General features: G+C 44.6%; 19 protein-coding genes and 1 tRNA gene. 6 read left to right on the top strand and 14 right to left on the bottom strand.

Annotated elements, in window-relative coordinates; translation table 11 throughout:
• Positions 1-147: 147 nt before the first annotated feature.
• The 6 genes from L3V30_RS01600 to gap all read right to left on the bottom strand — a co-directional run bounded on the left by L3V30_RS01600 (position 148) and on the right by gap (position 7,001).
• On the bottom strand, positions 148-507 hold the full coding sequence (locus tag L3V30_RS01600) for a hypothetical protein (RefSeq protein WP_005397250.1): 360 nt from the start codon (positions 505-507) through the stop codon (positions 148-150).
• Positions 508-757: 250 nt separating this feature from the next.
• Entirely contained in the window at positions 758-1,705 is a 948-nt protein-coding gene (locus L3V30_RS01595) for a ChaN family lipoprotein (RefSeq protein ID WP_048625829.1), read from the bottom strand.
• A gap of 97 nt (positions 1,706-1,802) precedes the next feature.
• A complete protein-coding gene (gene rlmA, locus L3V30_RS01590; RefSeq protein ID WP_006741742.1) occupies positions 1,803-2,630 on the bottom strand; it encodes a 23S rRNA (guanine(745)-N(1))-methyltransferase in 828 nt (275 codons plus the stop codon).
• A gap of 96 nt (positions 2,631-2,726) precedes the next feature.
• Positions 2,727-4,763 (bottom strand): methyl-accepting chemotaxis protein, encoded by a 2,037-nt coding sequence (locus L3V30_RS01585; protein WP_237308165.1) that lies wholly within the window; start codon positions 4,761-4,763, stop codon positions 2,727-2,729.
• A gap of 199 nt (positions 4,764-4,962) precedes the next feature.
• The gene (locus L3V30_RS01580; protein ID WP_237308163.1) at positions 4,963-5,847 is read right to left on the bottom strand and encodes a D-hexose-6-phosphate mutarotase; all 885 of its coding nucleotides are present in this window, start codon (positions 5,845-5,847) and stop codon (positions 4,963-4,965) included.
• 158 nt (positions 5,848-6,005) lie between these two features.
• The gene (gene gap, locus L3V30_RS01575; protein ID WP_012841556.1) at positions 6,006-7,001 is read right to left on the bottom strand and encodes a type I glyceraldehyde-3-phosphate dehydrogenase; all 996 of its coding nucleotides are present in this window, start codon (positions 6,999-7,001) and stop codon (positions 6,006-6,008) included.
• Positions 7,002-7,338: 337 nt separating this feature from the next.
• On the opposite strand from gap, the gene msrB reads away from it, so the two are divergent.
• On the top strand, positions 7,339-7,749 hold the full coding sequence (msrB, locus tag L3V30_RS01570; RefSeq protein WP_047010128.1) for a peptide-methionine (R)-S-oxide reductase MsrB: 411 nt from the start codon (positions 7,339-7,341) through the stop codon (positions 7,747-7,749).
• A gap of 115 nt (positions 7,750-7,864) precedes the next feature.
• On the opposite strand, the gene L3V30_RS01565 is transcribed toward msrB, so the two are convergent.
• A complete protein-coding gene (locus L3V30_RS01565; protein WP_237308161.1) occupies positions 7,865-8,686 on the bottom strand; it encodes a DUF2989 domain-containing protein in 822 nt (273 codons plus the stop codon).
• A gap of 101 nt (positions 8,687-8,787) precedes the next feature.
• Between L3V30_RS01565 and L3V30_RS01560 the strand changes: the two genes are divergently transcribed.
• Positions 8,788-9,072, top strand: a complete 285-nt coding sequence (locus L3V30_RS01560; protein ID WP_005380700.1) for a DUF1315 family protein — start codon at positions 8,788-8,790, stop codon at positions 9,070-9,072.
• A 105-nt stretch (positions 9,073-9,177) separates the two neighbouring features.
• Here the strand turns inward: L3V30_RS01560 and ansA are convergent, their stop codons facing one another.
• The gene (ansA, locus tag L3V30_RS01555; protein ID WP_046874512.1) at positions 9,178-10,191 is read right to left on the bottom strand and encodes an asparaginase; all 1,014 of its coding nucleotides are present in this window, start codon (positions 10,189-10,191) and stop codon (positions 9,178-9,180) included.
• A 164-nt stretch (positions 10,192-10,355) separates the two neighbouring features.
• The gene (gene sppA / locus L3V30_RS01550; RefSeq protein ID WP_104969661.1) at positions 10,356-12,206 is read right to left on the bottom strand and encodes a signal peptide peptidase SppA; all 1,851 of its coding nucleotides are present in this window, start codon (positions 12,204-12,206) and stop codon (positions 10,356-10,358) included.
• A 224-nt stretch (positions 12,207-12,430) separates the two neighbouring features.
• Here sppA and L3V30_RS01545 point away from each other — a divergent pair, with 224 nt between their 5' ends.
• Positions 12,431-14,443 carry an NADPH-dependent 2,4-dienoyl-CoA reductase gene (locus L3V30_RS01545; RefSeq protein WP_237308159.1) on the top strand — a complete coding sequence of 671 codons (2,013 nt, stop codon included), beginning with the start codon at positions 12,431-12,433 and terminating at the stop codon, positions 14,441-14,443.
• Between the two features lie 59 nt (positions 14,444-14,502).
• On the opposite strand, the gene L3V30_RS01540 is transcribed toward L3V30_RS01545, so the two are convergent.
• Positions 14,503-15,819, bottom strand: a complete 1,317-nt coding sequence (locus tag L3V30_RS01540) for an MFS transporter (RefSeq protein WP_237308158.1) — start codon at positions 15,817-15,819, stop codon at positions 14,503-14,505.
• A gap of 173 nt (positions 15,820-15,992) precedes the next feature.
• Here L3V30_RS01540 and L3V30_RS01535 point away from each other — a divergent pair, with 173 nt between their 5' ends.
• Positions 15,993-16,541 (top strand): NAD(P)H nitroreductase, encoded by a 549-nt coding sequence (locus L3V30_RS01535; protein ID WP_005396515.1) that lies wholly within the window; start codon positions 15,993-15,995, stop codon positions 16,539-16,541.
• 104 nt (positions 16,542-16,645) lie between these two features.
• Entirely contained in the window at positions 16,646-18,613 is a 1,968-nt protein-coding gene (locus tag L3V30_RS01530; protein ID WP_237308156.1) for a DNA topoisomerase III, read from the top strand.
• Positions 18,614-18,657: 44 nt separating this feature from the next.
• Here the strand turns inward: L3V30_RS01530 and L3V30_RS01525 are convergent, their stop codons facing one another.
• The gene (locus L3V30_RS01525) at positions 18,658-18,864 is read right to left on the bottom strand and encodes a hypothetical protein (protein ID WP_005380717.1); all 207 of its coding nucleotides are present in this window, start codon (positions 18,862-18,864) and stop codon (positions 18,658-18,660) included.
• A gap of 183 nt (positions 18,865-19,047) precedes the next feature.
• Positions 19,048-19,737, bottom strand: a complete 690-nt coding sequence (locus L3V30_RS01520; RefSeq protein WP_047010133.1) for an SDR family oxidoreductase — start codon at positions 19,735-19,737, stop codon at positions 19,048-19,050.
• Positions 19,738-20,007: 270 nt separating this feature from the next.
• Here L3V30_RS01520 and L3V30_RS01515 point away from each other — a divergent pair, with 270 nt between their 5' ends.
• Positions 20,008-20,931: a histone deacetylase gene (locus tag L3V30_RS01515; protein WP_074191643.1), complete on the top strand. Its 924-nt coding sequence runs from the start codon at positions 20,008-20,010 to the stop codon at positions 20,929-20,931.
• A gap of 191 nt (positions 20,932-21,122) precedes the next feature.
• Here L3V30_RS01515 and L3V30_RS01510 read toward each other — a convergent pair.
• Both L3V30_RS01510 and L3V30_RS01505 read right to left on the bottom strand, forming a co-directional pair.
• Positions 21,123-21,213, bottom strand: a tRNA-Ser gene (locus L3V30_RS01510).
• A 154-nt stretch (positions 21,214-21,367) separates the two neighbouring features.
• Complete coding sequence (locus L3V30_RS01505) at positions 21,368-23,176, bottom strand: DUF3413 domain-containing protein (RefSeq protein WP_046874519.1); 1,809 nt, start codon at positions 23,174-23,176, stop codon at positions 21,368-21,370.
• Positions 23,177-23,189: the final 13 nt, after the last annotated feature.

The following is a 23,189-nucleotide window of genomic DNA, read 5'->3' as shown; positions in this document are numbered from 1 at the left end:
AATAAACGAGTATGCGTTCTAAGGTCATCAGAGCGGTCGAATTGAGGAGTATATAACCTACGTTTACGACATATCGTTCTTTGACGTATCAAATTATGGGCTGCAGTTAGTGATTTATTCAAATAGGATTTATTGTCGTAACGATTATTAGACCAACGCTAATATGATGCCACCGACAGTGAGGGCTGCAGAAAGGTATTGACCCGCAGAGTATGAGCCGTCTTCTTCTTCCTCGATTTTGTCAGGGTGATCCATGCCAAGTGCGCCATGTGTAAAGGATTCCACTTTTTCACCAACAGATTTATCTTCTGCTTCTACTCTCTTACTGTCGTGTTCGATTTGCTGCAGAGCGGCGAGGAGCGCTTTGCCCTCCGTAGACAGTGTCACCTTATTGTGTTCGACTTTTAGCGGCGAAGCGTTGCCTTCCTCTTGTGCAATACTTGTTTGCTTAGAGGCGACAGATTGTTTGGCATAGTTATTAACAGAAGTGCTTCCTACTGGATTCATCGAATACTCCTTGGAACATCGACACTCGGTCACTGAGTGCGGTAAAAAGCAGTTATATTACTATCGGCGGCAAAGTCTATTTCTGAAGCTATTTGGATAAAAACAGGTCTGCTTTTGCCGCTTCTGGTTTCTATTCGTGATCATTAGCAAAAAATAGACCAGCAGTAAGCAGACCGTTGTCACTCTATGAACTCGGAGCACTGTGATGATGCAACGCAACGACAAGGTAGTAACTTAAATTGGAGACCAGCTACTTACATTGAAGATCGCTATTGCGCTTAGTGAGGTGTTGATATGCCGCCATGCGGTGAGCATCTTGTACATACCGTACTGGTGGTGCAAGAACCTCTAACTGATAATCAGTATTATCAGCAAGCACATTATCTGTTGGGCTAATTACAACCACTTTTAAGCTCGGATTGCGGCTTAAGATGGATGCAGCCGTACCTAATCCTTGCTCGGTATGAAACTTGCCCGCGACATGAACAACCTGAGCTCCTGGTGTGGCGGTTAGGTAGTTAACAATAGACTCTGCCATGGTTTCATCCCAAGTTACTTGAGCTGCAAACTGTTTCTCGGTTTGTTCTGGCTTCCCATGATGCATGGATGCCATAAACTTCTCTTTGTATGGACTACTGGCCGTGTTGATGGATTCTGCAATAAACGTTCGCTGCTCATCATCGAGCTTGTTAACGTAGTCTATCCCCTGACGACCAATACATCGGACAATGCCCTTTGGTGCATTCGCTGCAATCACCGGGAGATTTTTCTGCTTAGCAAACTCAACGAGAGGGCGATAGTCGCTCTCATAATTGGGCCAAGCATTGGCTTGTTTCATCAAGTACTGTTCACCGATTTCCCCACGCAGGTAAGCGTCAACAACAGGTTGTTTGTCGCGGGTAAATTGTTCCATTGATAACGCGAGTGGGCGATCATAAGATGAAAGTTGTTTGAGCATATCGGTTTGAAAGCGATGAACGCCGGCATGTGTGTGCCATTCACCAATAAGAATAACATCTGCTTGTCGCAGCTCTTTTGGTAGTTTGCTTAGAGCGATGTGCTCGCCAGAAGGGGTGTAAAGTTGGTAGTCGTAAAAAGTAGTGACTTCCGCAGAGGTAGGGTGAGAGTTGGTTGATGGAACAGAAGAACAACCAGTAAGTAAGCCAGCAAAGAGCAAGCTTAAAATAGAAAAGCGCATTGAAAAGCCTCCAAAAATGTCCGGATGATATTAATGGAGGCTGAACAACGAATCAATATAAATGATAACTATTTGCGTTTGTTGTCTGCCACTATTATTACTGAGTGGACTTTTTGCGATATACGCGCAGCATAAAATCAGCCTCACACTGATAGAGTGTAGCGGACTTCAACTCTTCACGAAGTGCATCGGTTGCTTTCCATGCGAATGGCGTCATTTGCAATAAATCGAATGCGGCCCCGTCCTTCAAATTCATAACATAGTTAAGATGTTGTTGATGCTCTAATTCATATCCTTCAATATGTTCTGGCTCTTCACTGTGAAGACGAACATCTTGATAAATGCGTTCACGTAGTTGGTATAAGTGACGGCTTGCAGGTGTCACCGTGATAACCACACCGTTCTCTTTTACAACGCGCTGAAGCTCTTCTGCCTTGCAAGGGGCATAAATGCGCAAAATAGCATCTAAGGATTCATTCGCGAAAGGAAGCCGATGGCTAGAAGCGACGCTAAAGTGACACTGTGTGTAGCGCTTCGCCGCATAACGAATCGCAACTTTTGAAATGTCCAATCCATATATCGTCGCATCGTCCGTTTGCGTTTGTATCGTCTTCTGCACTTGATCCGTGTAGTAACCCTCGCCGCAACCAATATCTAATAATTGATGATCGGTTCCCTCTGTGTATTTCGCACACAGCTGCGCAACCTCTTGGCGCATTGGGTTGTAGTAATTCCCCTCAAGGAATCGACGACGAGCTTGCATCATCTCTTTATTGTCACCAGGATCTTTAGAACGTTTGTGGTGCGCTGGCATCAAGTTAACGTAGCCTTCTTTTGCTAAGTCAAACTGATGATTGTTTTCGCACTTAAACGTTTTTTCATTTAACGCTAGAGCTTGGTGGCATAAAGGGCATTGATAGTTCATGACGATCTCGAACAGAAAGTAGGGCGGCAAATTCTATCAAAAAGCGTGGTCTCAAGTGAAACAAAAAGAGCCGATGGAATCGGCTCTTATTCAGTATTAGTGGAAGAAGTCGACTTGCTCTTTCAAGTTCCGAGCTTGTTGTTGCAGTTCAATGGCACTTTGCGAGGTTTTCGCACTGGTGTCGCGGCTTTCTCGGTTTAGTTCACTGATAGAATGGGCATTTGCAGCAATTTCTTGGGATACTTGCGCTTGCTCTTCTGAGGTCGCAGCAATGGCGTCGGCTTGAGACGCTATCGACTGGACTTGTACTGCGATGGCTTCTAATGCTGTACCCGCGTCTTGTGCTTTGTCTAAGACCTGATTGGCACTGCGTTGGCTGTCGGTCATCATATTAACTGCATTATGAGTAGAGCCTTTTAGCTTCTCAATAATTTCAACTACATCCTGAACTGAGCTTTGTGTACGGTGCGCAAGTGTACGCACTTCATCTGCTACAACTGCGAAGCCACGACCTTGCTCACCTGCTCTTGCGGCTTCAATGGCTGCATTCAACGCAAGTAGGTTGGTTTGCTCTGCAATCTCATCAATCATCTTCGTGACGGTTTGAATACTCTCACTATCGCGATTGACTTGCTCGATAGCCGCTGCTGATTGATCCAATTGATCGTTAAGTTGAGCAACATCGATACATACGCCTTCAACAATCGCGAGACCAGATTGACTATCGGTATTCGCTGAGCGTACGTTTTCCGCAATACTTTCGACTTGTTGGGCAACCGATTGAGCAGAAGAGGCCATCTCTTCGATTGCTGTTACCACTTGTTCTACTTCTTCTTGTTGGCGGTCAGCTTGGGTTAAATTGCTATGCGCATCATTGGCAACGCTGGTGGAGTTGCTCTCTACTAAGTCGCTTGTGGAACGGATCTTACCAACAAGTTCATTGAGTTGACTTGCCATACTGGCGACACCCGTATTCAGGTTCGTAATTTCATTTTTTGATGCCTTACGAGACGATGGGACGTTCAAGCTGACCTCGCCGCCCGCCAAGCGAGTCATATAGGAGTTTAGAACGGTCAGAGGTTGTAAGCTGCGATTCAAGAAAAGTGTCAGAACAACAAAAGTAATGATTGCTGCTACCGAAGAAATGATGGCGATAAGTTTGAGTAGTGTATCACTGCCTTTGGTCACTTCTTTGATGAACGTACCACCCAGTAGTTTCCAGTTCCAGCCTGGTACTTCGGTAAACACTAAGTACTTTTCGCCGACTGTTGAGCCGAATTGGTAAGGGTAGAGAATTAATCCGCTCTTTTGTTCAAAAATTTTATGGAAAGGCTTATTACCCTCGTAGTCACGAACTTCTGTGATTGAAGGGTCGGTTGCACTTTTGGTCGGATGGAGTAGGTACTTACCAAGATTGTTGTCGTCGTTGTCGACAATGATGGTATAGCCAGTATCGCCCCATTTAATCTCTTCTAGCGCATCGAATAGCGTTTGTGTTGCTTGATCTACGGGTAAACCAATAAACGATAACCCTGCAACTTTTCCTGTTGCATCTTTAATTGGAGAGTAATAGGTAATGTAGCGTTCGCCGTACAACTTTATTTGAGCGTAATATGGCTGACCAGCTTTTAGTTGCTGATAACCTGGGTGGTCGAGACCTAGTGTGGTTCCCACTGCTCGTTGACCTTGAGGATCTTTTAGTGAGGTAGATACACGGATAAAGTCATCTCCTAAAGGCGCGAATAAAGTCGCGATAGCACCGGTATCACGTGTGAAGCTATCGACCAGCTTTGTGTCGTTAATTAAGCTTTCACTGTATTGAGTGATGTTTGGTACTTCGTGACCCATGAAATCAACGGTATAGTTTTCGACATAAACACCGGCAAGGTAGCCATTACGAAAAGTGGACTCGAGCACTTTAGCGGTATGCAGATAAGCATCGAATTGGCCAGCAATGGTTTTTGCCATCGACTCTACTTTAGATTGGTGCTCTTTAAGGGTGCTTTCCAATAGAACATCGGAAGCGTTACGGTAAACAAACGCAGCAATACTGCTGAAAGCAATGAATAGACACAAAGTGATAACCAGCTTTAACTGGAATCCGACACTTTGATTTCGGTATCTCTCTAACATAGATCAGTTCCTGATATTTTTATTATTTATGAGTTTTGTATCGGCATGCTATCGGTTTATATGATCGAATTTTTTGATATTTATTAATGAAATAGTCAAAAGTGACTGATAACCAATAAGTTAGTTGAGAGAGGACCATCTAGTCGGGGCTTTTATTACAAAAAAGGTCGGGTATTCCCGACCTTTGATCTGGTTATAACTACTGCACTGAAATTACAGTGACAAGTTCATGAGTCTCACCTGGCTGGAGCGTTTTACCTTGCTCGATACTTGGAGCGTGAACAGTAGATTCAACACACAGCATGGTTTGGTAACCATCGTCAGCCATATCAGCAATACCTTGTGCACCTTCTGCCCAAGGGTTCCAAAGTACCGCGGAGTTATGACCATGGTTTTCCACGCTTAATGTACGATTCAGTTCCGGATCTTTTACCAAAATTTTCGCTTCTGGTTGCGTGTAAACGCGATCAATGGTGTCTGTGAGTTGCAGAACATCACCACCTTGGCATACCGCATCAGCTTTCAAGCTATCAATGTACTCGGCACCCATGCCTGTTGTTTGTGCTTGCTTAATGTCTCCAACGTTTAGGTAAGTATGTAACGCGCCAGAGAAGGTCCAAGCTTCGTCATCGATGTTCATGACTTTGAGTGTCACTTTTAGCTCATCGCCAACTTCAACCACTAAACGAGCGTCAAACATATGTGGCCAAATATCGTGGATTTCTTCTGTCGGGAACAGAGCAAGTTCAACAATCACGCCGTTATCGTTCTCGCGATGTTCAACCAGCTCCCATTCAGCAGTACGTGCGAAACCATGAGCCGGTGCTGCAATACGGCCAAACCATGGCCAGCAAACGGGAATGCCGCCTCGCAGGGCTTTTTTCCCGTCGAAAATCGCCTTCTCGCTCATCCAAATCAAATCTTCATGACCAGCAGGAGTGAACGAAACAACGTGACCACCATGTAAGGAGATGCCTGCTGTCGCTTTCTCATGAATAACACGTACTACTTTGACCTGATCAATTTCAACGACAGTAACGTTATCAGATAACACGGTTAGAGCTGGGAGAGTTTTTAAATCCATGTGCTGTTTCCTATCATTGGGGAAAGTAGGGTTTCGACATCCGTCGCAAATACAATGCAACAGCGCCGAGGTATTCTCTCAAATTCCAGATACAAAAAAGGCGACTCTAGAGCCGCCTTTTCTTTAACGAAGTTATTCGCTAATTGCTAACTATCTAATTACTTAGAGATGTGAGCGATTAGGTCTAGAACTTTGTTTGAGTAACCGATTTCGTTGTCGTACCAAGATACAACTTTAACGAAGTTATCAGTTAGAGCGATACCAGCTTTAGCATCGAATACAGAAGTTTGAACTTCACCGATGAAGTCTTGAGATACTACTGCATCTTCAGTGTAACCTAGAACACCTTTTAGCTCGCCTTCAGAAGCTTCTTTCATTGCTGCACAGATAGCTTCGTAAGATGCGCCTTCTTTTAGGTTAACTGTTAGGTCAACTACAGAAACGTTAGCTGTTGGTACGCGGAAAGCCATACCAGTTAGTTTGCCGTTTAGTTCTGGAAGAACAACGCCTACAGCTTTAGCAGCACCAGTTGAAGATGGGATGATGTTTTGAGAAGCACCACGACCACCGCGCCAGTCTTTAGCAGAAGGACCGTCTACAGTTTTTTGAGTTGCTGTAGTAGCGTGAACTGTAGTCATAAGACCAGATTCGATACCGAACTTGTCGTTAAGAACTTTAGCGATAGGCGCTAGACAGTTAGTAGTACAAGAAGCGTTAGAAACGATGTCTTGACCAGCGTAAGTAGCGTGGTTAACGCCCATTACGAACATTGGAGTAGCGTCTTTTGAAGGACCAGTTAGAACAACTTTCTTCGCGCCAGCTTCGATGTGCTTACGTGCAGTCTCGTCTGTTAGGAAAAGACCAGTTGCTTCTGCAACAACGTCAACACCGATTTCGTCCCACTTAAGGTCCGCTGGGTTGCGCTCTGCAGTAACACGTACAGTTTTACCGTTAACGATTAGGTTACCGCCTTCAACTTCAACAGTACCGTTGAAACGGCCGTGAGTTGAGTCGTACTTAAGCATGTATGCCATGTAATCTACGTCGATAAGGTCGTTGATACCTACAACTTCGATGTCAGCACGCTCTTGCGCTGCACGGAATACGAAACGACCGATACGGCCAAAACCGTTAATACCTACTTTGATAGTCATTATAGTTGCTCCACAACTTAATTTCTGATTAAAGATAACTGGTAGTAAAATTACAGAATCCAGTAAACATCTGCAAGTGATAATCGGACTTAACTTGTTTAAAGTCAAAAAAAAGCGACGCTTTTTTTAACAATTCTTCGCAAATGTTCGTTTTTTAAACTTTTAACTGATTCTTCTGTAGTCCAGTTGGCGTAATATAACTGGTGAGATAAGTGCTCTTATCAAATTAATTACGCATGGTGTCCTGGTGAGAAAGTATGTGCTACAACTGTTAAGAGAAGCAAGTTTTTTGCTAAAAAAGTCAATACCAAAAACAGTAAAGAAGGAGCAGAAAGTCGTGGAACAAAACGGGAAAAAAGTGGCGAAGTCAGATGAGCAGTGGCGTGAGCAACTTTCTGAAGAAGAGTTTCGTGTCTGCCGAGAGCAAGGTACAGAACCGCCTTTCAGCGGTAAACTACTGCATAATAAAGAGACGGGTGTTTATGCTTGTACCTGTTGCAATGCCCCTCTCTTTGTCTCTGATAACAAGTATGACTCTGGCTGTGGTTGGCCAAGTTTTGATGCGCCCATCAATGATCAAGCGGTGCGCTATTTAGAAGATCTGAGTCACGGAATGGTACGTACAGAGATTCGTTGTGCCGCATGTGATAGCCATCTAGGGCACGTTTTTGAAGATGGCCCACAGACCACGGGTGAGCGTTTTTGTGTTAATTCAGTGTCGTTAATTTTCAACAAATCAGAACAATAACGACAAAATTGTGCTCGATAGTGTTTTATCCTTTCAATACGATTTGTTGTAAGTAGAAAACAGAGTGTAGTTTGACCCAAAGAAAAACTCCCGCCAATTGCGGGAGTTTTTTCGTTTATATCTCTTTGGGTATCATTGCTGGAGAGTAGTTCCCTCTCTCTATGGCTTTTGCCACCGATTCAGCTAATTCATCTAGCTGCTGATATTGCTCTGCATGACTAAAATTAAACATACGCTTGAGCTGCTTTTCATCAGCAAGCGGGACGTCGAATCTTTTTGCAACCATTGCCCACAGATACGCGCGCTCTTTTTCTCCAAGCCCTTGATGAATGCTTGCCATTGATTTGAGAATGATTGGATTAAGGTTGTCTTCATCTGATAAAGACAACGCTTTATTCAGCAGTATTAACGTTTTCTTGGCATCTCGATTAGTATAGAAAGTAGCTAATGCATATTGCATCTCAGCAGTATTTAACTTAGGTGAGCCTTCCATTTGTAAAAATGCGCGACGAGCTTGGATGTCACCCGTTTGAGACCACAAAAAATACAAAGTTGCGGGGTCTTCTGAGCCTTTTAACTCGTTTACGATGCGTTCTAGCTCATCAATACTGTGTACCAAAGCGTTAAAACGCTGTCTCTTGAGAGCACTTTGATCAATAGGTGTGATCTGAGAGGCGAGTTCTAAGCATTTCCTATATTCAGCGACCAGACCGTATTCGATAATTTGACTGGCTTCTGATGGATGTTTCAGTTGCTCAAACCGATGCCATACTAAGTTTGTTCTGGGAACTCGACATTGCCCGTCATCCATATTGAGCTGTTCGCAGCGCAGCTCTGGTGTTTTTTTGCACAACTCTTCGGTTGTCACGTTACCTTCGAAACAGCCCGTTAGTGCGAGACTTGTGAGGCCGAGAAGTAACCAGTGTGTTCTTTTCATGGCTTTGCTTGTGATCCGTTACACCAATTCATTTTCGTATTCTTGACTCAGTTTCTTAACCCGTTATGTTCTGTAAATAGAATGTAATAAGAAGGTACATTATGGACGCAGAACAACTATTACAAGCGATGACTCCAGAAGTTTATGATCGCTTAGTCTATGCAGTAGAAACGGGAAGATGGCCTGAGGGTACAACACTTTCTAAAGAGCAGCGAGATTCGTGTATGCAAGCTGTGATGTTGTATCAATCAAAACATAATACTGATGCGCAGCATATGACGGTTGCAGCCGGCGGTGAAATCAGCTTTAAATCGAAGCAAGAACTTAAAAAACAATTTAGCGGAGAAGAGAGCGACATTGTTCGTGTCAATCCAAACATTGATTAAGTGAACCTTTGATTTTTACAGGGTGTCGTTTAGCGCTACTACTTTGACTTTAAAAGAAAAAAGCCCAATCTCTATTGGGCTTTTTAGATCGTAGTAAGCTTGAATTTACAGGCTCATCTCACCACGCAGTACTTGCTGCATTCTCTCTTTCACTTCTTCGTAAGAAAGGTTTTGGCTTAGAAGGTAATGCAGTTTTGCTAGTGCCGCTTCTGGCGTCATGTCAAAGCCGCTGATAACTCCAGAGTCTGCCAGTGCACAACCCGTGGCGTAGCCGCCCATATTCACTTTGCCTGCCAAACATTGAGTTAGGTTCACGACAATAACGCCGCGCTCAGAGGCTTCTTTTAGGTGGCCCAGTAGCTCAGGGTTTTGAGGCGCGTTGCCGACACCAAAAGTCAGAAGAATCATCGCATTTACAGGCTGACGAAGCGTATTACGAATAACTTCATGTGATATACCAGGATACATGGTGATCACACCGATTGGTTGTGGCGTGATGTTGTGAACCTTAAACTCACCTTCTGGTTGTGCACCAACGGTTACGCTGTTGCTTACTTGAATATTGATCCCAGCTTCCAGTAGTGGAGGAAGGTTTGGTGAAGTAAAGGCATTAAAACCGTCCGCATGAGATTTTGTGCTGCGGTTACCACGCATCAACTGATTATTGAAGAACAAAGTAACTTCGTTGATCGGGTAGTTTGCGGCAATATGCAGAGCATTCAATAGGTTTGCTTGACCGTCAGAACGCAGCTCCGCAAGAGGGATCTGTGAACCTGTAACAATCACTGGCTTGCCAAGATTTTCAAGCATGAAAGACAATGCAGATGCTGTATATGCCATGGTGTCAGTACCATGTAGGATGACGAAACCATCGTATTTGTCATAGTTGTCACGAATATCATCCGCAATCTGCTGCCAGTCGGCAGGCGTCATATCTGATGAGTCAATCAGAGGGTCGTATTCGTGGATAGTGTAATCCGGCATTTCAGGACGGTGAAACTCTGGCATGCTTGCTAGTTGCTTTTCCATAAAGCCAGCAACAGGCACATAGCCGTGATCCGATTTTTGCATTCCGATGGTGCCACCGGTGTAAGCGATGTAGATGTGTTTTCTAGTCATCGTTTTTTCTTTCATGTAGGGGAACAGAGGCGGGGATTATATACCTAAATAACCTTGAGATGCGAGGCTATGCGCACAGCATCAGAAAGTCATCTGAGGAGATGTTGAGCGTAATAAAAAGGGCACCTCAAGTAGAGATACCCTTTGTAATATTAATGAAAAAGCTACTGCACTTGGCAGTTCAAACAAAATGCGTATTGACCTTTAGGATCGTTAAAGCTTTGTAGCAAGCTTGCGTCTTGTTCGAACTGTTGAGCTACGGGTTGAAGACTTTTTGGTAGCAAGCTGGTTGCATCAATACCTAGAGAGACTTTCACCTGTTTCATGAACTCTTGTAAAAATAGTTCAGTGGGAGAAAGCGGTTCTTCTACCCAGTAAATGCCGTAATCAGTCACATTCGCCAGTTTTGCCGCTAGTTCTACGGCATCATCAAAGTCACCCATCTGGTCGACAAGACCAAAGGATAGTGCGTCTTGTCCTGTCCAAACTCGACCTTGAGCGACGTTGTCAACTTCCTCTAGAGACATATCGCGATTCTCGCCAACCAAAGAAATAAAGCGCTTATAACCGTGCTCGATACCTAATTGGAATACTTGAGACGCGCCGTCAGAGAGGCCAGTGGTAATGCCGTCACCAGAGAACGGCGATGTGCCAACGCCATCAGTATTAATGCCTAACTTACTAAAGCCTTTTTCAAACGTGGTGATGACGCTAAAGATACCAATGGAACCCGTCAGTGTTGTTGGCTGAGCAACGATCTTGTCTGCGCTCATTGAAATCCAATAACCACCAGAAGCGGCTAAACTCGACATGGATACAACAACTGGCTTGCCTGCTTGTTTCAGTGCTTCTACTTCGTTGCGAATCACTTCAGAGGCAAAGGCACTACCCCCAGGGCTATCTACTCGCAACACGACCGCTTTCACCTTTTCATCATTGCGTGCTTGACGCAACAAGCTTGCGACGGTGTCACCTCCGACAGTACCACGAGGTTGTTGACCATCCATAATCGCGCCACTTGCTAGAACAACTGCGATATCGTGCTGAGGTAGTGTGTAATCAGGGCGAATCGTGGCGAGGTAGTCGTAGTAACCAATCGCGTTGTAGCTGTCTTTGCCGTCACTACCAAACTGTTTGGCAAATAGAGTGCGAATGTCTTGGCGTGTCGCGAGTTCATCAACCAAGCCCAGTTTAACCGCGAGCTGAGCAAGATCACCATCCACTGACTTCATTTCTTCAATCAGCTCATCCATGGTTGGGTTAAGCACTTTCGCATCAATATTTCGGTTTGTGGTTACATCATCAACAAAAGCACTCCACAATTGAGTAACCCAGCGTGTTGCTGACTCTTTCGCAGCATCGGACATGTCATCACGAATAAACGGTTCGATAGCGGATTTATAAGTACCTACGCGAAAAACATGAGTAGAAACATCAAGCTTTTCCAATAACGTTTTGTAGTACATTGAATAGGCACTGTAACCTTTAATCAATACGCCGCCATCAGGTGCCAGGTAAACTTTATCAGCGTAACTTGCCAAGTAATATTGGCTTTGGTTGTAGAAATCACCTACGGCGTAAACGGGTTTGCCTGACGCTTTAAATTCGTTCAACGCTTTCGCGATGTAACGTAATTTCGTGAGATTTGTTTCTGGCATGTCTCGCAGTGCTAGCACTAATCCAGACACTTTAGGATCGTCTTTCGCGTAGCGAATAGTATCAACGATATCGAAAAGGACGTTTTCTTTCGGTAACTCATTGCCCAAAAGGGAACCAGCAAAAGAGTCCATTGGATTTACATAGCGTCTTTGTTCGACAATCGGACCTGAAAGATTCATCACCAATGCCGACTCTTTTTCGACGACGGGTTGACCGTCTCCGGTATAAGTAAAAGCAAAGTAGAAAACGGCAATCATCAGCAAGAAGATCAGGTTTGCCAGTGCGAGTCTGATAAAGGTGATGCTCTTCCATATCCCTTTAAATATCAAACCAATAAATTTGAAGAGTTTTTTCATCTTGTCTCCATAACGAGATAGTTACGCCGAGTCTAACAAAGTATGGGTTCTTATCTCTAAGATCTCAAAAGATAACATTTTTTTAGCTTATCACGACCACTCAACAATTGGCATATTTTCACGCGAGATTGATCGGTGTTACAAAAATGTAAACGCTTGTTTGATTTTTTGGTTGAGCGGGCTTAATCTGGTCAGACCATGATAATAACAATGGATGTTAAGTGATGTCTGCCATGTACCCAAACCTATTAAAGCCACTGGATCTCGGTTTTACACAATTACGAAACCGAGTCCTGATGGGATCAATGCACACGGGCTTAGAAGAGCACAAAGAAGGATTACAGAAGCTCGCGGCTTTCTATGAAGAACGCGTGAAAGGCGGTGTTGGACTGATTGTAACCGGAGGTTTTTCTCCGAACTTACGCGGTCGTTTGCACCCATTGAGTGCTGAGTTCAGCAAGCCAAAGCATGCCAAGGCCCACAAAGTTGTGACAGAAGCGGTGCACAAGCACGGTGGCAAAATTGCCCTACAAATTCTTCATGCTGGGCGTTATGCCATGCATCCATTCTCGCAAAGTGCGTCTGGCATTAAAGCGCCAATTGCAAAGTTTGCTCCGAGTGAAATGAGCGACCGCCAGATTAAGAAAACCATTGATGCCTTTGCGAACAGCGCTGAGTTAGCCCAGCTTGCTGGTTATGATGGCGTCGAGTTAATGGGCTCGGAAGGTTACCTGATAAACCAATTCTTATGTAAGCGCACGAACATGCGTTACGACGAATGGGGTGGCAGTTACAAAAAACGTATGCGTTTTCCGCTAGAAATTGTCAAAGCGGTTCGTAAGGCGGTGGGTGACAAGTTCATCATCATTTTCCGTCTCTCTATGCTGGATCTTGTCGAGCAGGGCAGCACATTTGAAGACGTTATCGAATTGGCGAAAGCGCTTGAAGAGGCTGGCGTCACGATTATCAATACGGGTATCGGTTGGCACGAGGCTCGAATTCCTACCATTGCGACTCAAGTACCACGTGGTGCGTTTACGTGGGTTACGGAAAAAGTTAAGCCTCACGTTTCGGTTCCTATTATCACATGCAACCGTATAAATACGCCAGACGAAGCAGAACGTATTCTATCTTCAGGTCATGCTGACATGGTTTCGATGGCGCGCCCATTCTTGGCCGATCCTTACTTTGTTGCTAAAGCCGAACAGGAAAAAGCGCAGTTTATCAATACGTGTATTGGTTGTAATCAGGCGTGTCTAGATAACGTGTTTAAAGGTAAGCGCGCCAGTTGCTTAGTGAACCCACTTGCGTGCTATGAAACCGAAATTGTTGTTGAACCAGCCTTTAAGAAGAAAAACATTGCCGTTGTCGGAGCTGGTCCTGCGGGCTTGGCTTGTGCGACTACACTGGCTGAACGTGGCCATAAGGTTGATTTGTTCGAAAAGAACGACCGCATCGGCGGTCAGTTCCGTCTTGCGATGCAGATCCCTGGTAAGGAGGAGTTTCGAGAGACGATACGATATTTCGCTAACCGTATTGATGAAACAGGCGTGAATCTGCACTTATCGACGGAAGCGAACTATGACTTACTCACAGAATACGATGAGATAGTGATGGCATCGGGTGTCGAGCCACGTAAAGTCAATATTGATGGAATTGAGAACCCAGAAAAAGTCGTCGACTATCAAACACTCATTCGAGACAAAACGCCAGTCGGTGAGAAAGTGGCTATCGTTGGTGCTGGTGGTATTGGCGTAGATGTCGCGACCATGCTCACAGAGCCAGTTGGACAAACGTTGGATGACTGGTTGCATGAATGGGGAATCGACAAAGAGATGTCCCAACCGGGTGGTTTATACCCTTACCCTGATGCGGTCAGCGATAAAGAAGTCTGGGTGCTTCAGCGTCGTAAAGGTCGTGTAGGTAAAGGTCCGGGTAAAACAACAGGTTGGATCCATAAACGTACCCTTGAAAAACGGGGCGTACATTTAGTCGGTGGCGTGTCTTACGATAAAATTGATGATCAAGGTTTGCACATTCATGTAGATGGAAAAGAACAATTATTGAACGCGGACAAAGTCGTCATTTGTGCGGGGCAAGAGTCTGTTCGTCCATTTGAAGATAAATGGTCTGAACTTGGAGAGAAGATTCATATCATTGGCGGAGCTGACCATGCGGGTGAACTTGATGCTGTGCGTGCGATTCGTCAAGGCGTTAAATTGGCGGTAAAACTCTAGTTTTTCAAGGTGTGTTTACTATGAAAGCTGCGCTTTGAGCGCAGCTTTTTTGTATAGAACTAGTCACTGATTTCTGGCAGTTGTTTGGCCATTACCACGCCAGCAAGAGTAATAAAAGAGAACACTAACACCACAGCTGAAAGGCTCAAAAAGTTCGACATAACACCAAGAGAACTCATTAGAAGCAGCATTATCCCAACTACCGTGTTACTCACGGCTACATAGCTTGTCCGTTTGTCACCTTCCGCGATATCAACTAAGTAGGTTTTTCGTCCGACTCGTATTCCGTCGTGGGCAATGCACACACAAAAGTAGAGCAGAGGAATCACGAATAGGAAGCTTTGGTTAGCGGTGACCCACGTATCGTAAACAAATAAAACAACGCCAAGTAGCGCGCTCATCGTTGCGCCGATGACCATCACACTGCGGCTAGAGCGATCGGACATTCTTCCCCAGAAAGGACCTGACACAAAGGAGGCCAAGCCACTCGCAAACATAAAGAGAGCTAGCACCCAGAGTTGTCCACCGAGAGATTGCTGTGCCAGCACAACGTAGTACGGTGCACTCAGCGCAGAACATAAAAATAGTGTCCGCGTGATAACGAATCGACGAAAGGTCACGTCTGTTTTAAGTAACGCGAGTTGTTTAAATGCCTCAAGGACGCCATTTCGACCACCGTCTACCTCACCGGCATACTCATTAATTTGTGCATAAACTAATGCCGCAATAAGCCATATGGCGCCCGCTAAGCCTAAACTCAGACTGTAAAAGTGCTCCGTCGGCTCTACGTCCCATAACCAGGCCATTGCCAGAAGGCTAGCGAAAAGTAGTGTAACAAGGCCAGCAGCGCTTGAAGACCAGCCGTTGACTTGACCTCGTTGGTTTTTAGGGATGGTTTTGCCCAATACATCTTTTGATGCGACGGAATTTAAACCGCGTGAGAGACTGAAGATCACAAGACATGCAATTACACCATAACCCGCAGCAGCTCCTGTCAGAGTTAATGCGACCAATCCGATCGCAAATATGGAAAGAGCCTGCAAGATGCTGCCAATTACCCAGACCCATTTTCTTACTGGGAGGCGACGAATATAGTGCGCAATACTAAGTTGTGGGATAAGGGAACCTGACTCACGAATAGGAACGAGCCAACCAATTAAGTAAACCGGTGCCCCAAGACTTTGTAGTATCCACGGCAACGTGACTTTGGGGTTGATTAACGCATCGCCGACCTTCGTTAAAAACTGAGCAAGAATGATTTTAAGAAAGTTGCCGGGAACTTGATGACAAGCTGATTCAGGAATCGCCTTACAGGCACGGGCATCTTCGTCATTAACGATCTTTTCGTAAATGCTGTTTTGTTTATCCTTGTTCATCAACCTGCCTATGTTCAACTTATTCATTTCGCGAATAAATTAACATTAAATCCAGTTTGATGTTAAGTGAAGCACGTTATCAAGCCCACAGAAAACCGGTTGTTATTCGCAGGAACAGATTGTGCTAAAGTGGCGTAAACAAAATAACAACGATATTCGATAAGGATTCTTTCATGGACGCTCTCGATCTTTTGCTCAATCGCCGATCTATCGCGAAGTTATCTGCGCCTGCACCAGAAGGTAAAGCGCTTGAGAACATCATTCGTGCAGGCCTTCGTGCGCCTGACCATGCGGGATTAACCCCTTGGCGTTTCGTTATCGCACAGGGCGATGGTTTGAAAAAACTGTCAGATATCTTGGTAAAAGCCGCAGAAGCTGAAAATAGTGATGAAGCGGTGGTCGAAAAGGTGAAAAATGCGCCATTTCGTGCGCCAATGGTGATCACGGTGATTGCTAAAGTAACGGAACATGAGAAAGTGCCTGCACTAGAGCAACACTTATCTGCGGGATGTGCCGTACAATCCATGCAGATGGCAGCGGTAGCGCAAGGCTTTCAAGGATTTTGGCGCTCAGGTAAGTGGATGTTCCATCCAGAAGTTCATCAAGCGTTTGGTTTAGAAGGTGACGATGAGATTGTTGGTTTCTTGTACCTAGGTACGCCTGGTTGTACACCGATGAAAGTTCCTGAGCGTGACCTCTCTCAGTTTGTTGAATTTCTATAACTGAAAACTTAAACAAACTTGACTGTTTATTTATACAGTTTTTCTTGATTTATTAGGGCTACATTCGTTAATGTGGCCCTAATTATATTTATTTCCAAAACGTTATGTCTCGTCTGTTTATTGCTGAAAAACCAAGCTTAGGCCGTGCGATTGCCGCAGCACTGCCAAACCCTCAAAAGAAAGATCAAGGATTCATCCGCTGTGGGAACGGGGATATCGTTACTTGGTGTATCGGCCATTTGCTCGAACAAGTCGAACCTGACGCTTACGATGAGCGTTATAAAAAGTGGAATATGGCAGATTTACCAATTGTTCCGCAGCAATGGCAGCTCAGACCGAGGAAAAGCGCAAGTAAGCAATTAACAGTGATTCGGAAATTGCTCAAAGAAGCTAACGAAGTCATTCATGCAGGAGACCCAGACCGAGAGGGTCAGCTGTTAGTTGATGAAGTTCTCGACTATTGCAAGTTATCTAAAACCAAGAAGGAATCCACACAGCGTTTGCTTATTTCCGACTTGAACTTACCTGCGGTTAAACGTGCACTCAGTTCTATGCGCAGTAATCGCGAGTTTATCCCACTTTCAGTTTCTGCATTGGCTCGCTCTCGGGCTGATTGGTTGTATGGCATGAACATGTCTCGTGCTTATACCTTGCTTGGTCAAAAAGCAGGGTATCAAGGTGTTCTCTCGGTAGGGCGAGTGCAAACGCCAGTTCTTGGCTTAGTGGTGCGTCGTGATGAAGAAATCGAAAACTTTGTACCGAAGGACTATTTTACCCTACATGCTCTGATTCCGTATCAAGATGCCAATGGTACATTTGATATTCGTGCTCGTTGGAAGCCAAGTGAGGCATGCAAGCCTTGGCAGGATGAAGAAGGGCGAGTGTTAAACCGTAAGTTAGTGGAAAACGTTGCAAACCGTATTGCAAATCAACCCGCGAAAGTGACGGAGTCGGAACAAAAGCAAACCAAGCAATCAGCACCATTACCTTATTCATTATCTGCTTTACAGATCGATGCAGCGAAGCGCTATGGTATGAGTGCGCAACAAGTACTAGATACTTGTCAGGCATTGTATGAAAAGCACAAGCTGATCACTTATCCACGTTCAGATTGTCGCTATTTACCGATGGAACACTACTCACAAGCGGGGACGGTGACAACAGCTATTGCGAATAACGCAAAAGAGCTGCAAGGTGCCGTTCAGGGAGCAGACTTAACATTAAAGTCCAAAGCCTGGAACGATAAAAAAGTGGATGCGCACCATGCGATTATCCCTACACCAAAACAAGCTAATGTGAATGCGCTTTCGGGCAATGAGATGAAAGTGTATCAATTGATTGCGCGCCAGTATCTCATGCAGTTTTATCCGGCGGCGGTTTACGCAGAAGCGAAATTGGTTTTCGATATCGCTGGTGGTACGTTTATCGCGAAAGGTCGTCAGTTAGTTTCACCGGGTTGGAAAGCGCTAATGGGCAAAACTGACAAGGAAGATGAAGGTATTGATGCCGTACCACCGTTACCAGAAGGCACCGTGTTAACTTGTCGTGAAGGGGAAATAAAAGACCGAAAAACCGAGCCACCAAAGCACTTTACCGAAGCATCGCTGTTGCAAGCGATGACCGGGATCGCCCGTTACGTTGCGGATAAAGAACTGAAAAAAATCCTTCGTGATACTGATGGGCTAGGTACGGAAGCGACTCGCGCTGGTATTTTGGACACGCTGTTCAAACGCCAACTGCTCACGCGTCAAGGTAAATCAATTCTCAGCTCTCCTGCGGGAAGAGGTCTCATTCATGCCTTGCCAGAAGATTCAACGTACCCAGATATGACGGCTCATTGGGAGCACCAGTTACAAGGTATGGCAGAGAGAAATCAGGCATATCAGCCGTTTATGCAAGCACTAGAGCAACGCATTGATAGCTTGATGGCACAAGTAAAAGCAGGGCCGATCCCTGATTCATTGCGTCATCTACCCAAGGTGGAACGTCCTGCGTTTAAACGTAAAAAGCGTAGTTATTCAAAGAGTGGTAGTGCGACTAAATCCCGTGCAACCAAAGGTAAGCGGGCATAGGACAAGCCCGGCGTAATTAAACACCGCGCATGCTTGAAAATAGATTACTCGAACAGGTCGCCGTGGTTTTGGATCGCGCCTCTTACTTCACCTTGAGTTAACACGCGTTTGTCCAGTACCTCTTTCACCTGGTTGCCCAAGTCAACTAATGTATCTCGATTCGCTTGAGTTTGGCGTTTACCAGCACTTCTCAAGCAGTAATTTAGTTCGTGCTCTTCGCTAAAATTAACCAAATCCCTATCTGCTGCCATCGTGCTTTCTCCTTATTTGTTCTACTTTTTCCTAAGTCTGGATTGGATGTAGATAAATTCAAGTTAGATTGCGCGAATTATGCTGGTGGATCACTGATGAACATTATGTTTGCCAACCAAGTCACGATTATAAAGCCTGGCTTTGATGGTATTTGGTTTAGTGATGGTTGTGTCTTAATGCTGCTACCAAGGTAACTCAGTACCATCGTAGTTGATAAATCGACCTGAAAGTTGCGGTGTGCTCAGTTCTATCACGTTCGCGAGGCCCTGTGCGGAGGTTTGCGTATCTATCAATGCATTTGGTCCGCCCATTGCCGTTTTTACCCAACCTGGGTGAAGCGCTAAAACGGTAAATCCTTCAGGTGTTAAATCATTACTTAAGCTTTTCACAACCGAGTTAAGCGCCGCTTTCGATGAGCGATAAATATAACCGCCACCGGACGTATTTTCGGTCATGCTCCCCACTTTTGATGAGATACAAGCAATCTTTTTTATCTTGCCTTGTTGCAAGCGAGGGTAACAGTGCTCAACCAGTTTTAACGGTGCAATGGTGTTTACTTCGAAGACTTTACGCCATGCTTCTACGTCAGTGTTTCCAAAGCCATATCCCTTGGGGCCGTAATATCCCGCATTGTTAATGAGTAAGTCGATGGCGGGGAGTTTATCGGCAAGCTTAGCGACTTGTTCGTAGTGAGTGACATCCAGTTCGTGCAAAACCAGATTGCTGTAATGTGAGGCTAGAGTTTGTAGTTCTGAACTGTTCTCTAAGGAACGGCTAGTAGCATGTACTTGGTGGCCTTGCTTCAGGTACAGCTCAGTTAAGCTAAGGCCAATGCCGCGATTTGCTCCGGTAATAAAGACGGTTTGACTCATACAAACACCTATGTTTTTTGATTTCAGTTGAAAGTCATTGTGTTAGCTAAGCACAATAAAATCAACCAACCACCACGCACCAACAACGAGAGATGAAAATAGGGACAGAGCACAAAGAGAGCCAAACAGTGCGCCGAGAATAGCAAAGAAAGTAGAATTCATATGTATATTAAATTTAATTGATATTGAAAATCATTATCAATTAAATTGCATTTTATTCAACCCTTGAAGTTGATACTATTTCGTTACCATTGTTATTAAGAATTTCTCATGCTGCCATTTATCTACCACCCGATTTATTCTCAACTTGAGTTGCCAGAGGGGCATCGTTACCCAATTATGAAGTACCAGTACCTCTATGAATCGGTATTGGTACATATGGAGAAAGATAACTGGAAAGAACACGTGCAGTTTTTCCAGCCAGAAGCATTAACTGTTGAGGAAGTAAAACGTGTTCATGACCAGGAATACGTCGACTTACTTGTGAATGGAAACATGCCAGCTGCGAAGATGCGCCGAATAGGTTTTCCTTGGAGTGAGTCTCTCATTACCAGAACGCTAACTTCAGCAGCGGGCACGGCTTTGACCGCAAATAAAGCACTTGAGTATGGTGTTGCCATTCATTTGAGTGGCGGGTATCACCACGCACACAAAGAGTTTGGCAGTGGTTTTTGTTTATTTAATGACTTAGTGATCGCGGCCAGGCAAGCGCTCGAAGTCGAACATGTCGATAAAGTATTGATCATTGATAGTGATGTTCACCATGGGGATGGAACAGCAACTTTGTGTCACGATGAGCCAGATATCATCACGCTTTCTTTCCACTGTGACAAAAACTTCCCGGCTAGAAAGCCTCAGTCTGATCTAGATGTGCCTTTGGTGCGAGGAACAGGTGATGAGGGTTTTTTAATAGCGTTTAAGGAAGTGGTCGATATGGCGCTTAATCTTCATCGTCCTGATTTGGTTATCTACGATGCTGGTGTTGATATACATCAAGACGATGAGCTTGGATATTTTGATGTGTCGACGCAAGGGATTTTAGAGCGTGATAGATTTTTAATGCAAACAATGAAATCGCGAGGTATCCCTGTCGCAGCTGTCGTCGGAGGTGGATATCGAACGAATCATTCAGACCTCGTCCCAATCCATTTACAGCTCATTAATGCCGCTAAAGAAGTTTTTGTTGGTAAGTAAATACAACTAGACGTGAGTATCAACCTGATTCATAACGGGACACTGGAACGAAAAGGGCGCTAATTTTCTAATGGGTTCTTTCTGAATGTGGCGATTGCTTGGCTTGTATTCAAGGAGGGATTTGTACAAATCATTTCAAATCTGGATATACGAAAAAGCCCGCTAATTTCTTAGCGGGCTTTTTCTAAATGTGGCGGAGAGATAGGGATTTGAACCCTAGATACGCTATTAACGTATGCCGGTTTTCAAGACCGGTGCTTTCAACCACTCAGCCATCTCTCCGTTGTTGAGGCGCATAATATAAGGCTTTGAAAATGTTGTAAACCCCTAGTTGAACTGATTGGATGTTTACTGCGCAAATTTGTGGTTTGTGTTGTTTAAATAAACAAAAACTCCCCAAAAAGGGGAGTTTGAATAGTATATGGATTGCTAGGTATTAATCGTTTTTAGAATAAAAACGCTGTAACTCAGTTAAACCTTGCATCAAAACTGGCAACTTCGGTGCATCATCTCGAAGTCGTTTGTAATTTTTGTCATACAACTTGTAGTTGCCAAACTTATCGATCACTGTGGTTTGTGAGCTAGTAATTAAGGCAAGCTCACGAGTGTCACCCGCTAGGATCCAACGGCGACGACTTTCGTCAAATAGGTTACGACCACTACTGTAATCATATGGGTTGGAAGATACACCGAGCATATCCTGCAACAACGTGACCGAAAGGTCCAAGTGGCTTGTGCTGTGATTAAATTCACCAGCCAACATTCCTGGCCATTGGATTACCATAGGAACTTGTAACTGATAACGGCTGTAGTTGCTGTTTGCGCCCCAGCTGTTCGTATTGGTTTCGTTAAACTCACTACCGTGATTAGAAGTGATAATCACGATGGTGTTTGTCAATAGTCCATTTTTTTCAAGCTCATCAATAATACTAGCGACGGTTTTATCCGCTGATTTCACCGCATATTCATAAGCTTTTTTGAAGCGATCACTTGCGGACATTTCTTCGTCATTATTTGAAGGGATCGATTCAAAATTATCAACGGTGGTGACTTCGATGTAACTAAACCATGGTTGACTCGCTTTCTCTGTTAACCATGTATTCCAGTTCGCGATAGATTGCTTATCGGTATGAGCTTGTGTGCCATCGAGGTCTTCCGCTAGTTTTAAGTCGCGGAAAATAATCTCTGAGTAGAGATCATCTTCAAACCCGCTGCCACTGAATAAGCCGAAGTTGTAACCCTGATCTTTCAGTACATCGAGTAACACTGGCGAAGCACCTTGCGCCTTGATGCTTGAGGCGTAACTGGTTGGTAAGCCGTAGAACAAACCAAAAGCCCCGTAAGTATCATTACTTGAACTGTAATGATTACGGAAGTTCTGATTGTTTTCGGCAAACTCATAGAGGTTAGGCATCTCTTCTGGATTCAGCGCGTCTGCACGCAGGTTATTTACGCTGATCATCAACACGTTGAGCTTATTGACTCGACGGTTAAACTCTAGCTTTTCTAGAGGGTAATTGACTAACTCTACGTTGCCTTCATTTTCCGCTAAGCGTTTTAGGTATTCCTCACGGTCAAGTAGACCATGTTTTTCCATAAAACTCTTCGCCGTCATCGGGTAAGACAATGGGAAGTTTGAACGCTGACTGGTAATTGGATTGTAGAAGTATGCATCTGCCCAAATATAAACCAAATGGCTGGTCATAAAGCTGAGGAAAAATACAGCTGCTAGAGGACGTCCTACGTGCTTATGAGATAGTTTGCGCTGTTTTCGCCATACCCATTCGGATAGAGCGAGCTGAATAAGGAAGATCAACGGCATTACAACAAAGAGATGTTGTAGATCAGTGCTGAGTGCACTTTTATCTTCGCTGAATAGTAACTCCCAAACGACAGGAGTTAAGTGCAAATTGATCGACTGATACGCTTGGGTATCAATCAATAATATGGTTTGCCCAACGGTCGCGAAAATCACTGCCACCAAACGGAACAATTTCCGTGATGGCAGGATAAACGTTAACGGGAATAGAACGAGCAAGTAAAGCGCGAAAACTAGAAAGCCAAAGTGACCAACCCAAGAAACCGCCAGATAAAACTGACCAAGTAACGTCTCGGGCCAAGGAGACTGAACAATGTAGCGTGTGCCTATCAACATCGATGCAACGATATTGAAGAATGCAAACCAGTGACCCCAACCAACCAGTCGAGATACACGTTCGCCGTATGAGTTTCCGCTGTCTACCATGTATGTGTTCTAT

This window comes from Vibrio sp. A1-1 (assembly GCF_021728175.1).
In the GTDB taxonomy this organism is placed as follows: Bacteria; Pseudomonadota; Gammaproteobacteria; order Enterobacterales; family Vibrionaceae; genus Vibrio; species Vibrio diabolicus.
The sequence above is the reverse complement of the archived record's forward strand: the minus strand, read 5'-3'. Positions and strand labels throughout refer to the sequence as shown.